This is a genomic window from Streptococcus sp. 400_SSPC, assembly GCF_001072745.1.
Taxonomy (GTDB): Bacteria; Bacillota; Bacilli; order Lactobacillales; family Streptococcaceae; genus Streptococcus; species Streptococcus xiaochunlingii.
In genome coordinates this window covers 1-11,925 of the sequence record NZ_JVIQ01000010.1, presented here as the reverse complement: position 1 = coordinate 11,925, position 11,925 = coordinate 1, and the positions used below count along the sequence as shown (strand labels likewise).

The 11,925-nt window shown below is 39.0% G+C and carries 23 protein-coding genes; 4 read left to right on the top strand and 19 right to left on the bottom strand.

Annotation, left to right across the window (positions count from 1 at the left end; all coding sequences use genetic code 11):
- The 19 genes from ADH49_RS10180 to ADH49_RS02220 all read right to left on the bottom strand — a co-directional run bounded on the left by ADH49_RS10180 (nucleotide 1) and on the right by ADH49_RS02220 (nucleotide 8,558).
- Nucleotides 1-207, bottom strand: coding sequence for a hypothetical protein (locus ADH49_RS10180; protein ID WP_048688906.1), 207 nt, complete (start codon nucleotides 205-207; stop codon nucleotides 1-3).
- Between the two features lie 3 nt (nucleotides 208-210).
- A complete protein-coding gene (locus ADH49_RS02295) occupies nucleotides 211-660 on the bottom strand; it encodes a hypothetical protein (protein ID WP_048688904.1) in 450 nt (149 codons plus the stop codon).
- Nucleotides 660-1,175 carry a helix-turn-helix domain-containing protein gene (locus ADH49_RS02290; RefSeq protein WP_048688901.1) on the bottom strand — a complete coding sequence of 172 codons (516 nt, stop codon included), beginning with the start codon at nucleotides 1,173-1,175 and terminating at the stop codon, nucleotides 660-662. Before ADH49_RS02290 ends, ADH49_RS02295 begins: the two co-directional genes overlap by 1 nt.
- A 1-nt stretch (nucleotide 1,176) precedes the next feature.
- A complete protein-coding gene (locus tag ADH49_RS02285) occupies nucleotides 1,177-2,424 on the bottom strand; it encodes a DNA cytosine methyltransferase (RefSeq protein ID WP_048688898.1) in 1,248 nt (415 codons plus the stop codon).
- A 14-nt stretch (nucleotides 2,425-2,438) separates the two neighbouring features.
- Nucleotides 2,439-3,224 (bottom strand): ATP-binding protein, encoded by a 786-nt coding sequence (locus ADH49_RS02280; protein ID WP_048688895.1) that lies wholly within the window; start codon nucleotides 3,222-3,224, stop codon nucleotides 2,439-2,441.
- Nucleotides 3,214-3,372 carry a hypothetical protein gene (locus ADH49_RS10175; RefSeq protein WP_160312883.1) on the bottom strand — a complete coding sequence of 53 codons (159 nt, stop codon included), beginning with the start codon at nucleotides 3,370-3,372 and terminating at the stop codon, nucleotides 3,214-3,216. Before ADH49_RS10175 ends, ADH49_RS02280 begins: the two co-directional genes overlap by 11 nt.
- A 1-nt stretch (nucleotide 3,373) precedes the next feature.
- A complete protein-coding gene (locus tag ADH49_RS02275; protein WP_048688892.1) occupies nucleotides 3,374-4,123 on the bottom strand; it encodes a conserved phage C-terminal domain-containing protein in 750 nt (249 codons plus the stop codon).
- 11 nt (nucleotides 4,124-4,134) lie between these two features.
- On the bottom strand, nucleotides 4,135-4,401 hold the full coding sequence (locus ADH49_RS02270) for a hypothetical protein (protein WP_048688886.1): 267 nt from the start codon (nucleotides 4,399-4,401) through the stop codon (nucleotides 4,135-4,137).
- Nucleotides 4,402-4,412: 11 nt separating this feature from the next.
- Nucleotides 4,413-4,826 (bottom strand): single-stranded DNA-binding protein, encoded by a 414-nt coding sequence (ssb, locus tag ADH49_RS02265; RefSeq protein ID WP_048688881.1) that lies wholly within the window; start codon nucleotides 4,824-4,826, stop codon nucleotides 4,413-4,415.
- Nucleotides 4,816-5,127, bottom strand: coding sequence for a DUF3310 domain-containing protein (locus ADH49_RS02260; RefSeq protein WP_082161851.1), 312 nt, complete (start codon nucleotides 5,125-5,127; stop codon nucleotides 4,816-4,818). The genes ssb and ADH49_RS02260 overlap by 11 nt, the downstream gene beginning before the upstream one ends.
- The gene (locus ADH49_RS02255; RefSeq protein ID WP_048688877.1) at nucleotides 5,124-5,330 is read right to left on the bottom strand and encodes a hypothetical protein; all 207 of its coding nucleotides are present in this window, start codon (nucleotides 5,328-5,330) and stop codon (nucleotides 5,124-5,126) included. Before ADH49_RS02255 ends, ADH49_RS02260 begins: the two co-directional genes overlap by 4 nt.
- A complete protein-coding gene (locus ADH49_RS02250) occupies nucleotides 5,317-5,574 on the bottom strand; it encodes a hypothetical protein (RefSeq protein WP_152904148.1) in 258 nt (85 codons plus the stop codon). Before ADH49_RS02250 ends, ADH49_RS02255 begins: the two co-directional genes overlap by 14 nt.
- A gap of 20 nt (nucleotides 5,575-5,594) precedes the next feature.
- The gene (locus ADH49_RS02245; RefSeq protein WP_048688869.1) at nucleotides 5,595-5,924 is read right to left on the bottom strand and encodes a hypothetical protein; all 330 of its coding nucleotides are present in this window, start codon (nucleotides 5,922-5,924) and stop codon (nucleotides 5,595-5,597) included.
- A 38-nt stretch (nucleotides 5,925-5,962) separates the two neighbouring features.
- The gene (locus ADH49_RS10170) at nucleotides 5,963-6,115 is read right to left on the bottom strand and encodes a hypothetical protein (RefSeq protein WP_160312882.1); all 153 of its coding nucleotides are present in this window, start codon (nucleotides 6,113-6,115) and stop codon (nucleotides 5,963-5,965) included.
- A gap of 123 nt (nucleotides 6,116-6,238) precedes the next feature.
- Nucleotides 6,239-6,517 carry a hypothetical protein gene (locus tag ADH49_RS02240; RefSeq protein ID WP_048688865.1) on the bottom strand — a complete coding sequence of 93 codons (279 nt, stop codon included), beginning with the start codon at nucleotides 6,515-6,517 and terminating at the stop codon, nucleotides 6,239-6,241.
- Nucleotides 6,518-6,743: 226 nt separating this feature from the next.
- Nucleotides 6,744-7,004, bottom strand: a complete 261-nt coding sequence (locus ADH49_RS02235; protein ID WP_048688863.1) for a hypothetical protein — start codon at nucleotides 7,002-7,004, stop codon at nucleotides 6,744-6,746.
- 10 nt (nucleotides 7,005-7,014) lie between these two features.
- Nucleotides 7,015-7,437, bottom strand: coding sequence for an ORF6C domain-containing protein (locus ADH49_RS02230; RefSeq protein WP_053091440.1), 423 nt, complete (start codon nucleotides 7,435-7,437; stop codon nucleotides 7,015-7,017).
- Nucleotides 7,437-8,345 (bottom strand): DUF3102 domain-containing protein, encoded by a 909-nt coding sequence (locus ADH49_RS02225; protein ID WP_048688861.1) that lies wholly within the window; start codon nucleotides 8,343-8,345, stop codon nucleotides 7,437-7,439. Before ADH49_RS02225 ends, ADH49_RS02230 begins: the two co-directional genes overlap by 1 nt.
- A 3-nt stretch (nucleotides 8,346-8,348) precedes the next feature.
- Nucleotides 8,349-8,558 (bottom strand): helix-turn-helix domain-containing protein, encoded by a 210-nt coding sequence (locus tag ADH49_RS02220; RefSeq protein ID WP_048688859.1) that lies wholly within the window; start codon nucleotides 8,556-8,558, stop codon nucleotides 8,349-8,351.
- Between the two features lie 284 nt (nucleotides 8,559-8,842).
- On the opposite strand from ADH49_RS02220, the gene ADH49_RS02215 reads away from it, so the two are divergent.
- The 4 genes from ADH49_RS02215 to ADH49_RS02200 all read left to right on the top strand — a co-directional run bounded on the left by ADH49_RS02215 (nucleotide 8,843) and on the right by ADH49_RS02200 (nucleotide 11,756).
- Nucleotides 8,843-9,208, top strand: a complete 366-nt coding sequence (locus ADH49_RS02215) for a helix-turn-helix domain-containing protein (protein WP_048688857.1) — start codon at nucleotides 8,843-8,845, stop codon at nucleotides 9,206-9,208.
- Nucleotides 9,209-9,220: 12 nt separating this feature from the next.
- Nucleotides 9,221-9,604, top strand: coding sequence for an ImmA/IrrE family metallo-endopeptidase (locus tag ADH49_RS02210; RefSeq protein WP_048688855.1), 384 nt, complete (start codon nucleotides 9,221-9,223; stop codon nucleotides 9,602-9,604).
- A 12-nt stretch (nucleotides 9,605-9,616) separates the two neighbouring features.
- Complete coding sequence (locus ADH49_RS02205; protein WP_048688852.1) at nucleotides 9,617-10,540, top strand: exonuclease domain-containing protein; 924 nt, start codon at nucleotides 9,617-9,619, stop codon at nucleotides 10,538-10,540.
- Between the two features lie 130 nt (nucleotides 10,541-10,670).
- Nucleotides 10,671-11,756 (top strand): tyrosine-type recombinase/integrase, encoded by a 1,086-nt coding sequence (locus tag ADH49_RS02200; protein ID WP_048688849.1) that lies wholly within the window; start codon nucleotides 10,671-10,673, stop codon nucleotides 11,754-11,756.
- The last annotated feature ends 169 nt before the right edge of the window (nucleotides 11,757-11,925 follow it).

Here is an 11,925-nt window from a genome sequence, read left to right as displayed (position 1 = left end):
TTATAAATCCTCCTCACTTTCTTCATAATCATCAACAATAAAATAGTTAATGTTTTTTGGGTTCGCATAAAAATTTCTTATTTGCATTACGTTCCCATTATTGAACTGACTGATGATTTTCATTAGTTCATCTTGAGTGAAATCTTCCACCAAGAATTCAATTTTTTCCGAGTCTGAAAAATCAATTGTGATTTTTTTGTACTTCATCCCTTAACCTCCCAATTTGCTAAATGGAACTTCCCACCGATAATCATCATATTCATAACAAACATTTTTGATAATTTCACCTTTTGAAATTTCAATTTCCTGCGTGAATTCCATGCCACACTCAAATGTAAAAATTTTAATATCAACATCAAACTTACTTGAAATTTTTTGATAATCATCTGGATCTACTACCCAGGCTTGATTAAAATCATTTATCTCAATAACCAAATAATCATCGTCGAGCCAAAAACTCAACTTATTATTTTGAATAAAGGCCCTTCTTGTACCATTGATATAAAAATATGATGCTGTGGTTGTTAATTCGAACCACCCAATTTCAAGATCCTCTTCGATTTCCACATTATCAGCAGTACAAAACATGTATTTCAATGCTTGTGCAATATTTTCTTTTTTTCCTCTTAATTTAAGAGACCCTTCGGCCCAATTTGGCATTATCCTTTTACCTCCTTAACCTCTGCCATCGTGCTATTTACTAGCCAATCAAGTCCAAGGTTCTCTAGTTCTTCCATCGTCAAAGTCTGCTTGAACTCGATTGTATATCTTGTATCATCTTCAAGTTCGATGATGTACGTTCCCTTCTCGCCAGTTTTATGAGTTTGAGATAGTAGCCTATACAAGCTATTCATCTTCAATCCCGTCTGTTTAGCAATTTCCCTCATCGTCCCAAATGCTATCAACGTATCTCGCTTATAATAAGCGAACGTTCGAGTCTTCATAGGAGACCCGAGAAGTGCCACATCGTCAACGTCGAAGAAATCGCAGAGAGATTCAAGCGAAAATTTATCTGGCATACGTTCACCACGAATCCAATAGTTGATTGTGCTTTCTGCATATCCTAGCTTTTCAGCAAATTCTTTCCGACTAAGCCCTCGCTCGCTTAATAGCTCTTTGATGTTTTTTTTCAGCTTGAGTCGCTGATCACTATCGTATTTCACTAATTCAACCATATCACTTCAATTCCTTTGCTATTGCAGCGATGACATTCACGGTCACGCTATTGCCAGCTTGCTTGTATAGTTGACTGTTTGAGTTGACCTCTTGCGCCTTGTCGAATGCCCAATCCGGGAAACCTTGAAGTCTCCAACACTCACGGGGTGTCAGTTTTCTAATTCGAAAATCTGGCTCAACCACTCCTTGACTTTCTCCAGTCAGAAGAGTGTTTGCTATCTGCTTACCAACTCTACCTCTACGAGTTTTAGAGTTCGGGTGTGACAAGTTAATGCTATCCCCGATTGTAGCTTCAGCATAGCCTTGCGATGTTGCTTCTGTTATTTTTAAAACATTATTCTCATGATAACTATTACTTGTCAAAGTAGGAGCGATATCATGTTCTCCGCCTTGATTATAACCATGACCACGCTGAATTATTTTGGGTTCAAGACCTCCACCTTGATATGCCCGTATCGTCGGGGCTATCCCGTCTGTTTCGTAAACGATCCCGCTTTGATTAAAATTAGGCTGGATTGTCCCATATTTTTTGATATCATTCGAAACAACGATTTGTTTAGGTTCTTTGTAATCCTGAGCCAAAAGTGTACCGACTAAACCAGTCGGATTATAAACCACACTTCCTGTTCCTTTGCATGCCCCGTTCGGATTTTTAGTATTGCCGACAATTTCTATTTTTGGCCGTTGACAATTAGGTTCTTCACTTTCTCTTCCGAAAGGAAAAACGTTTCTGGTACGTTCTCCTCTAAGATGTCCGACAATGAACACACGTTCCCGGTTTTGAGGGACTCCAAAATTCTTGCTGTTAAGTATTTGCCATTCCACATCATACCCCAATCCGTCCAAGGTTCTGATGATGGTTTCGAATGTAGCCCCCCCGTCATGATTGAGGAGTCCTCTGACATTTTCAAGGAATAGATATTTAGGTCTGAGAATAGATGCGAACCGACAGATTTCAAAGAACAAAGTTCCTCGTGTATCTTCAAAACCTCGTCTAGCTCCCGCAATGCTGAAAGCCTGGCACGGAAATCCTCCACAGATAATGTCCACACTTCCGAATCCTCGAACAGACTCATCTGTGACTCTTGTAATGTCATGTAATTCAATCTCTCCTTCTGTATCATGTATTGCTTTGTAGCTTGCTCTTGCAAATTTATCAATCTCACAGAAGCCTATACATTCGTGACCAGCGGACTCCATCCCGAGGCGAAAACCACCAATGCCGGCAAATAGATCTAAAAATTTCAATCAATCCCCTCCCATCAAAAATGCTTTCTCCGCATGCTAGTCATCCCGTCAAACTTAAATCCGTGGTTCTTATCAACACCCTTGCATGCACGATCCATGATAGCCTGATTGTAGACTGACTCAATATCAGCACTACTCTCAAGATTGCTTGTGATAATCGTGCAATTGCGGTTATCCAGGATAGAGAATAAGATACTCTTGGACCAGTCGCTAATCTTCTCTTGCCCCAAATCGTCTAGGACAAGAAACGGAACCTTCGAAAGTCGAGCAATCCACTTCTGCTCCGTCTGTTCCTCGTTGCCAAAATCATTTCTGATTTTAGCCAACAGTTCCGGAAGCTTGATAAACATCGCATGCTTCTTCGTCCGATTTGATACGTCCTTGATGATCCCGTAAGCAAGATGACTCTTACCTACACCAGCCGGACCGAGAAACAAAACATTATTGGTCGCTCCATTGCAATATTCATCCACTATCCTGTTAGCAGCAGAAAGCATTTCTTTCTGCCTAGTGGTCGTCGCCTCGAAGTTCCCAAGAGTGGCATTTCTCAATTCAGCATTCACGATGGACGAATTAAACAGCACATCCAATCGTTTAGCTTCTGCCCGCTTGTCTTCCAGTTTCCAGTATTCCAGCTGTGTCTTCTGCTCATCACGTTCGATAGACTCTTTGCCACAAGCTTGACACACCTCGACTTGATTCGGTCCGACCGCATACATCTGTTCCCCGTGTTTCGGACAAACCTTGTCAATTTTCGTCATGGCCCATCGGCCAAATACAATTACTTCCTTATCCTGCATGGCCACACCTCGCACAATCCATCAGGTGTGCCAGTTTACCCAGCACAGCCTTTGGATTAGGATGAGCTAACATGCGTTCTTTCATCGAGTCGCTGAGAGGGTAGAACTCCTTCTCAAACGCTTCGATGACATCTGCTAATGTAATCATGTTAAACTCCTATGTCGTTGCTACTGTTTCGATTAGAGCGAGGAGCTTCGTTTAAGTACGTTTCAAACTTAGTCCCAAACAAAGTCTCTGGTCTCAAATACTTATTCATATCCTTATTCTTCAACCAGTCCTTACTCTTGGTATCGATTACCTTTTTAAAATCATCTAACCTAAAACCATCATTCCATCTAGCACGGATTAACTTGCGACTGGATTTCCCAGTGTGGGTGTATCCTTTCCCGCATGTATTGTTCAGATGCTCAATGATTTCCTGGTAAGGGATAGGCTCCTCGTATGATTCGTCAGAATCAGCACTATAGGTAGTTAACCTATCCTTATCTAACCTATCCTTACCTAACCTAACCTGTGGCTCCGGAATGGATACATCATGTATACATTTTTTCTCAGTGTTAAAATTAGCCACTTTTGACTGATCATATTCCAAGTGAGATTTCTCATCCTGGTAAATAGTTGTTTGGAATCGGTCAGATTGGATGTAGTTGTGGATTCGCCAATGCCGAATGACAACCACACCACTTTCGAACGGAATCAGAAAACCTTTTGCGATAAGGATTTTCATATCGTCGTCGCTGGCTCTGATAGTCCGCTGAATCGTTCGAGCACGGTCGATGAAACCTTCATCATCCGCTCCCATATTCAAGTGAAAGTAGAGAGCTTGTGCAGATAGAGGCATCTCAAGAAAATGGTCTGTGTCAGTAATTTTCTTACTAAACATACGTCTTTGTGCCATCTCGTCACCTCCTAAAACACGCAAACTCCTAATTTTTCCCATTCGTCAATATAGGCTTGCTGAGCTTGCCCGTTGTACCCACAAGCGTGGTATGCAAGCCCGTAGTTTGTATCACTATTCATTTGATCAAGCAATACGCCTAAGTCTTCCTTGACAAATTTCTTTAACCCTTTGAGATCTCCACATGGATAGAACGGACGGTATCCATCAAGGTCTAGTTGCCACATCCAACCGTAAGGAGTATTCTCGTATACGTATTTAATTTCTTTGATTTTCATCTTGTCACCTCCTAAAACGGTAAGTCGTCATCCTTGGTGTCCATTGGATCCCCTGCAAACGAAGGAGGCATCTGCTCGGCCATGGAATTCTGATTTGCAGAATTGGCACGCTTTTCCAGAAGCTGGAAGCTTTCAGCAACAACTTCTGTCACGTAGACACGCTGCCCTTGCTGATTTTCATAATTGCGAGTCTGGACACGACCAGTGATGCCGACAAGGTTGCCCTTCTTGGTCCAGTTTGCGAAGTTTTCCGCTGACTTGCCCCAAATCACACAGTTGATAAAATCGGCATCGTATTCACCATTCTGGTTTTTAAAATTCCGATTTACCGCAAGAGTGAACTGCCCGACTGCTTGATTCTTAGGAGTATAACGAAGGTCAACATCACGAGTCAGACGACCGATAATTACAACATTATTGATCACTTTTACCTCCAATCAATGTACATGCCTTTGCCAATGCGTCTAGCGTTGCATTTTCCTTTGTCAGTGCTTGTTGCTGTAGCATCATGGCTTTCTCTTTCTCAATCAGCCAGTCCATGTGGACCTTTGCTTTTTCCAAGTCTTCAATACCGTTCTTCTTACGATAACGAAGCAGATACTTGAGTAGATTGCCCAAATGATACCCAGTCAACTGCTCATCATTCATAAAATTGCGATGGACATCAATGGCTTCAAGGCCATTTCGACCTTGGTAGTGTTTTGGATTGTGTACGTTGTCGCTCATGCTGTCATTCCTTTCACATTGTTCTTTTTGTGGATTTCGGTCGCACGTTTATTAAGCAATTCCCGCTGATATTTAGCTGATTTGTAGTAGCGCATCTTCTCTTTTTGGCGGATGATGATGCAACGCAATACGAAGATCGCTAAGCCTGAAAGTACTGCATATGTAGCAAATGCCACTGCTAAAAAAATTTCAATTTTCGTCATTTTCCTCTACCTCATTAATTGTTGGTTTTTCTGGGAATAATTCCCGGTTGAATTTGTTAATTATAAAATCTTGGGCCTTGTTGGATTCTTCCATTCGTCCGACAATCTCGGCCCATCGTCCAATACTTCTTGAATGCGAATACACTCGTTGTTCCAATTCTTCAATTTTCTGTTGTTGGTCATATGAGACCTTAATCATCACAATCGAAAATAGCGTGAAGAAGAATAGAAGCATCATTGTCATGTATTTTAATTTTCTAAGGCTCATGCTCGAATAACCCCGTCATTCTTAAAATCAACAGCCATTTGATGTAACCGCTCTTCAAATTCACTATCAGACAGCTTCATCAATTCGGCTTTTTCTTCGACCTTTAGCGGACGGTTGGCATCTTGCCAATCCATCATTTTCAATAATTTTTGAATGGGATTCATTTTTTCTCCTTCAAATTTTGTCTTTTGTTCTATAGCCCTTAAATTTATTTCGTTAACTATATCTTTTATGAGCTTTTGTAACTTAATCAAAGCTTCACTATAAGTTTCTGATTGTTCAATTAGCCAGTCAGACAATTCTATAATTTTATTTTCAAAATCCATCTCAAGACCGATGACCTTTCTATATTATGAAGACGCTACTACTCAACTTGCTGTTGAGAAAATGAAATTTTAATTTCAAATTGTTCAAGCTGAGTGATTGCTTCTTTCAACTCCTCAGTTTTTTTTACGACTTCGTTCAAGATTTTATTTAATTCGTCTAGATTTTCTAAAACAATGTTAATTTTCCCCATTTTTAAAAACCTCACAATATACGTTCAATTCCATTTTTAATTTCATTTTCATTTTTTCTCCTTCAATTTGTGTTATAATTAATCTATAGTTCTTTCAAAGTGCCTTTCTTTAAGGCGCTTTTTTTATTTTTGTAAAGTACGGCAGAATCTGAGAGCATCTTCCAAATTATAGAGATACTTCCCACCTTTGCCAGATTGTTGAAATTGAAATTTCCCTTGATCTCTCCACTCTTCCAGCTTGGTTCTGCCCCATCCAGTTGCTTCCTGCAATGCCTTGATGGGTACCCATGTGATTTGCCTGCTAGCTCTTCTTTGGGCTTCTTCCATAGCTTTTATGTTGAGAGTTACAAGTTCTTCGAACAACTTATCTTTAAAGTCGGTTCCGAATAGCTCTAAGACCATTGCAAAATCCTCTCTATTCTTTATTTTTCTTTTTGTTCTATAGCTCTTAAAACTATTTCATGAGCTATATTTTTAGTTAGCTTTTGGTGAAGTTATTGTGACTTTTTAATGATGAACGTTCCAGATGCTAGATTAAAAAGAACTTTACCATTTTCTGAACTAAGGACTTGTTTTTTAACAAGTTCTTTTTTTAATTTCATTTTCATTTTTTTCTCCTTATACAAATTTATTTCAGCAGAGTATTAGGAAATGATTGCTTAATTGATATCTGTTGAAGACGCTCCCGACCATTAATATAGTCGATTTGAATCAGGGTTTCAGGAACTTCGTCCGTGCTTGTCTCCCAAACAATGCTAATTCCTTGTAAACCGATATCTTCAGCTTGAAAATCAACTCCATTTAAAATAACGTGAGGTATGCTAGAATCATTGCTGATCTTAATTTCTAGATTTTCGATTTGCAATATCTTTTTTAAAGGTTCGTCCATTTATTTCTCCTCACCCGACCAAACTCATCTGTCCGTTTCGGGCTTTGATTTCTAGCTTGGTGTTTGCTGATGGCTCCCAGCTATTCCAGTAGTCAAAGGCTTGTTCTTCGTCCTTACGCTTCAGCAAGTCATAGCGAGGGATCCGGAAGTAGTCCTTGAAGTCTTTAGCCGCCTGAGAGAAAACTGATTGTGCAAAATGTCGGTCACGGTATGCCTGGCTGTCTTTGCCACCAAGCAAGGCCACAACTTTCTTCTTGCGTAGTTTTTCCAATGCCAGACAGACCGAAGGGTTGACTGGTTGCTCATTTTTCAGATAATCGACATCAGCTGACAAGATGGATTGCCCTTCTTTCAGCTTTTTCAATTCCTGTAGCGCATGGATCATTGCGTCTTCTACAACTAACTCGGTAGGTTGAGTAGTAACTTCATTCATTATTCAAATTCTCCTTCTAAAATGTTGCTTTCTTTGCGGATGTCGTTCAAGTCGTTAAAGAATCGAAGACCTCGGCTGATAAAACTGTCAAATTCATTTCGGATGATTCCGTCTGCTTTAAGGACTTTCTCTTCATCTGCGTAGATTAGACCGCCCATGCTTGCTAAGAAATCATTTCCTTTTTGCAAAAGACTGGTGATATTTTTGTAAGCTGATATCTGTTTCTGTACGTTGTTCAGTTGACCCCATGATTCTTCAATCGCTCGAGTCAATTCATCGTACTGAGCAGATTTCTTATCGACCTCTTCACGCTGGGCCAGTGTGTCAGCAAGTTGCTTTTCGATAAATTCAGAGCGTTCCTCAATGGCTTTGACCGTTTTGGATAGTTCCTTATTCTTTTCTAGCAACTGCTTGTTTAGGTCCTGTGTGGCCTTGTAATCGTCTGGGATGACTTCCTTGATGGTTTCCTTAACTTCGACCTTGGAAGATTTAATACGCTCGTTTTCAGCTTGTAGACGCTTGTTTGCAAGCTTGCTGAGGTTGAGCTTCTTCTTGATTTCCTGAAGTTCTCGTACCGTTGGATTGTCACCGTCTTCGATGCGTTGGATCTGCTCCTCTCGCTCTTCTTCAGGAAGAGTTGCAATCAGATGAAGTGCCGTAGTTCCTAAATTTCGTAACGTTTCGAAATTTGGAAGTTCTTTTGCTATCTTCATTGATTTACTTGCGAAATCTTTGTCAATTCCAAGACTAGTGTACCAATCCATAAATTCACCATGTACCAGATTATGTTCTTTCACATGGTTCAATCGTCTGCCGATTTCCCAAATGGACTGACCGGCTATTTGTTTGTGGTGACTGATTTCTAGCTCAATTTGAGCTAGGTTATTTGATAAAGTGATTTCGTTCATTTCCTACTCTCCTAAATCAACCCAAGTCTCGTCGATACCCAAGACATCGCAGACTCTATTTTTGAGTCTGTCACTGCCCTTCCCATATTTCAGTAGTTCTGAAATGGTAGGTTTCTTCACTCCGCAAGCACGAGCGAGATGCGTCTGTGTCATTCCTTCTGAACTCAATTTTTCTTTGACCAATTGAATCCATTTTTGATGTTGTTGGCTCATTCCTGACCTCCTTTTTAAAAATTTATCTAAAAAGTTAGCGAATTTATTGACAACTCTAGTCAAATGTTTTAAAATGAAAACATAGAGAAAAGACCTACTAAAAGTAAGGTTTACCTATATAAAACAGACGCCAATCAGTTTACTAGGCTTTATTTTTTAGTTGTCTTATTCGCTAACTCTTTAGCTTACGATTATTATTTTAAAACATTTGACTAAATATGTCAACTATTTTTCTACAAATATTTTAAAAATTTTTTTCGTTTGCTTAGAAAGGTTCTAAAAAAATGTTCGTAGCATTCGATAAAATAAAGGAATTAGCTGATAAACAGGGGATTTCTATAAATGTTTTGGAAGAAAAACTTGGTTATGGAACTAACACTTTGTATCGATTAAAAAGAAGCAATCCGAGTTCAAAAGTTTTAAAAGAAATAGCTGATTACTTTGATGTAAGCGCAGACTATTTACTTGGTCGCACGGATAATCCTACTATTGCTGGTGATTCAAAAGAGTATACCTGGCAAGGGAAGCCTCTCAATGTTGAAGAAATGGCATCTAATGTCATGATGTTCGGTGGTCGAGAATTAACAGATGAAAAGAAGAAAATCATACAGTCTATTATTGAAGGTTATCTAAAAGAAGCTGGTGATTAGAGGTACTGCTTAGTGACCGAAAAAGAAATTATAAGCCATTATCAAGTTCGTATTATTGATTTTGATGGAGATTTAATGCCTGATGAACTCGGATTTTACGAACAAGAAACTAATACAGCTTTCCTATCGAGTAAACTCAACAAAAAAGAGAGAGTTAAGGTACTATTGCATGAACTGGGGCACAAGGACCACACACGTTCAGAGTACCAGAACGCTCGCCTACGATGTGAAAATGAAGCTGATAGGAATATGATCCATCATCTTGTAAAAGATGCACTAGATAATCTAGAAGACCCTAGAGAGTTTGATTACATACAATTCATGTCTTACTATAACCTGAGAACTATAACAAATGAAATTATGGTTCAAGAGGAATACTTAGCATTGGTCGAATGAAAGGAGACTCATATGTCTTACTCGTACGTTGCTTTAGATGTTGAAACTGCTAATGATTTCAGAGGAAGCATCTGTTCAATCGGTTTGGTAAAGTTTCAAGATGGAACTATCGTTGACACCTACTATACCTTAATCAATCCCGAAACAAGTTTTGACACCTTCAACATTTCTATTCACGGTATTAAACCTGAAGACGTTGCTGATGCTCCTACATTTCCGGAAGTAAGGCAGGATATTGTTGATTTTATTGGTTCTGATACTGTTGTATGTCATTTTGCCCAATTTGATATGGGAGCCTTGAATGATGTTTACAATAAATATCAGTTAGATTATGACGATATAAAATATATTTGTTCTTATAGACTTGCAAAAGTTGCTATGCCAGGACAATTAAATTATAAGTTAAAAAATCTTTCAAAAGCATTGAATATTCAATTAGACCATCATAATGCTTTGTCTGATGCGAAAGCTTGTGGTTTAATTCTAGATCATCTATTATCAGCCAACTCTTTTTCTGATCTCAATGACTTTTTAAAAGAGTATCGTTATGACAAGACAGGTCTACTTGGTCAGCATGGTTTTAAGAGAAAAAAAGACGCTAAGTACAAAGATAATCTCATCTATACTCCTACGGAGGAGGAGAAAGCAGCAATGGACCCAGACCATTATTTCTACGGATTGTACTTTTGTTTTACTGGAAAATTAGAGAGAATGACCAGAAAAGAAGCCAATAAGGCGGTAGCGCTTGTTGGTGGAGTCCCAGAAAAAGGTGTCACTAATCATACAAATATTCTAGTTGTCGGTGAACAAGATTGGCGTGTGGTCGGTGTAGACGGTCTAAGTAGTAAAATGAAGAAAGCAAAATCGTTGCTTGAAAAAGGTCATGATATTGAAATCATGACAGAAAATGACTTCATAAGATTGCTTGATGATTAATTAACAAGAAATAACAAAAATCCCCACAATCGCCTGCAAGCTAAAATGTGAGGATGTGCTGTATAGAAAGAATGGCATTAAAAAGCCCTCTTTACTATACCCATTTTAACAAGAAATGAGGTAAAACGCAATGGAAATTAAGTCATACAAAAAGAAAAATGGCGACACAGCCTATAAGTTTAGGATCTATGTCGGCAAAGAAAATGGAAAAGACAAGTATGTAAAGCGTCAGGGCTTCCCGACAAAAGCCAAGGCAAGAGCAGCACTTCTCCAACTTCAAACTGACCTTAAAAATAGCGAGGAAATTACTGTCAAGGAAATCACTGTCGAGGAAGTCGCTGAAAAATGGCTCAAGGAATATGCTGACACAGTACAAGATAGTACCTACATCAAGACTGAGCGAAATTTACAAAATCATATCTATCCGACTTTAGGAGATCAAAAAATATCTTCTCTCACTCCTCTTCAGCTTCAGGAACAAGTCAATGAATGGTCCAAGAAACTTGTTTACGGACGTAAGATGAAAGGCTTGATTAATAACATATGTAAATACGCTATTAGACACGGCTATATCTCAACCAATCCTGTTGAGAGTGTCACGACACTTGTCAAAAAGAAAGTCGATACAGATAGCGATTTTTACGACAAGGAAGAGCTGAAATCATTCCTTGAGTTAGTAGATCAGACCGATGAATTGAGAAAGAAAGTCCTCTTCCGCCTTCTAGCCTTCACAGGGGTTCGAAAAGGGGAGGTTTTAGCCCTCAAATGGGAAGATTGGACCAATAACACTCTGAGTATAAACAAAGCCATTACAAGAGGATTTGACGGGGAATCCGTCGGTGCTACAAAAAACAAAAGTAGCAACCGATTGATTAGCTTGGACAAAAAGACAAGTGAGCTACTAACAGAGTTTAGAGAAATGAATCCTACTACTACTTTTATCTTTGAGAATGAATTTGGAAAACCAATACCAGGAACACTACCACGGAAATGGCTACAACAAATTGTCAAAGATTCGGATATGCGCCCGATTAGGATCCACGGCTTCCGACACACACATGCCAGCCTATGCTTTGAAGCTGGAATGACACTCAAACAGGTCCAGTATAGACTGGGGCACTCAGATTTAAAAACAACCATGAACATCTATACGCACATCACCAGAGAGGCTAAGGATGATATTGGTGAGAAATTCGCAAACTATATTGATTTTTAAACAAATAACATAAAAACAGACCCTTTGGACAAAAAAGGGTCTGTTTTTGGGTCTGCCAGTTTCAAAAAGGTTTAAAAAGGAATAGAAAGTATAAAACAAAAAACGTTGTATTTACAACGTTTTAGAAAGTTTTAGAAAACTTTAGAAAGTATATATGGAGCCGGTGGGA

What these genes read in the sequence shown, in the direction of transcription:
- ADH49_RS02280 (WP_048688895.1), bottom strand. Translation starts at nt 3,224, where the DNA reads ATGCAGGATAAGGAAGTAATTGTATTTGGCCGATGGGCCATGACGAAA.
- ADH49_RS02220 (WP_048688859.1), bottom strand. Translation starts at nt 8,558, where the DNA reads ATGAGCCAACAACATCAAAAATGGATTCAATTGGTCAAAGAAAAATTG.
- ADH49_RS02260 (WP_082161851.1), bottom strand. Translation starts at nt 5,127, where the DNA reads ATGAGCGACAACGTACACAATCCAAAACACTACCAAGGTCGAAATGGC.
- ADH49_RS10175 (WP_160312883.1), bottom strand. Translation starts at nt 3,372, where the DNA reads ATGATTACATTAGCAGATGTCATCGAAGCGTTTGAGAAGGAGTTCTAC.
- ADH49_RS02200 (WP_048688849.1), top strand. Translation starts at nt 10,671, where the DNA reads ATGGAAATTAAGTCATACAAAAAGAAAAATGGCGACACAGCCTATAAG.
- ADH49_RS02245 (WP_048688869.1), bottom strand. Translation starts at nt 5,924, where the DNA reads ATGGATTTTGAAAATAAAATTATAGAATTGTCTGACTGGCTAATTGAA.
- ADH49_RS02270 (WP_048688886.1), bottom strand. Translation starts at nt 4,401, where the DNA reads ATGAAAATCAAAGAAATTAAATACGTATACGAGAATACTCCTTACGGT.
- ADH49_RS02230 (WP_053091440.1), bottom strand. Translation starts at nt 7,437, where the DNA reads ATGAATGAAGTTACTACTCAACCTACCGAGTTAGTTGTAGAAGACGCA.
- ADH49_RS10180 (WP_048688906.1), bottom strand. Translation starts at nt 207, where the DNA reads ATGAAGTACAAAAAAATCACAATTGATTTTTCAGACTCGGAAAAAATT.
- ADH49_RS02235 (WP_048688863.1), bottom strand. Translation starts at nt 7,004, where the DNA reads ATGGACGAACCTTTAAAAAAGATATTGCAAATCGAAAATCTAGAAATT.
- ADH49_RS02295 (WP_048688904.1), bottom strand. Translation starts at nt 660, where the DNA reads ATGCCAAATTGGGCCGAAGGGTCTCTTAAATTAAGAGGAAAAAAAGAA.
- ADH49_RS02255 (WP_048688877.1), bottom strand. Translation starts at nt 5,330, where the DNA reads ATGACGAAAATTGAAATTTTTTTAGCAGTGGCATTTGCTACATATGCA.
- ADH49_RS02225 (WP_048688861.1), bottom strand. Translation starts at nt 8,345, where the DNA reads ATGAACGAAATCACTTTATCAAATAACCTAGCTCAAATTGAGCTAGAA.
- ADH49_RS02215 (WP_048688857.1), top strand. Translation starts at nt 8,843, where the DNA reads ATGTTCGTAGCATTCGATAAAATAAAGGAATTAGCTGATAAACAGGGG.
- ADH49_RS02250 (WP_152904148.1), bottom strand. Translation starts at nt 5,574, where the DNA reads ATGACAATGATGCTTCTATTCTTCTTCACGCTATTTTCGATTGTGATG.
- ADH49_RS10170 (WP_160312882.1), bottom strand. Translation starts at nt 6,115, where the DNA reads ATGGGGAAAATTAACATTGTTTTAGAAAATCTAGACGAATTAAATAAA.
- ADH49_RS02205 (WP_048688852.1), top strand. Translation starts at nt 9,617, where the DNA reads ATGTCTTACTCGTACGTTGCTTTAGATGTTGAAACTGCTAATGATTTC.
- ADH49_RS02240 (WP_048688865.1), bottom strand. Translation starts at nt 6,517, where the DNA reads ATGGTCTTAGAGCTATTCGGAACCGACTTTAAAGATAAGTTGTTCGAA.
- ADH49_RS02275 (WP_048688892.1), bottom strand. Translation starts at nt 4,123, where the DNA reads ATGGCACAAAGACGTATGTTTAGTAAGAAAATTACTGACACAGACCAT.
- ADH49_RS02290 (WP_048688901.1), bottom strand. Translation starts at nt 1,175, where the DNA reads ATGGTTGAATTAGTGAAATACGATAGTGATCAGCGACTCAAGCTGAAA.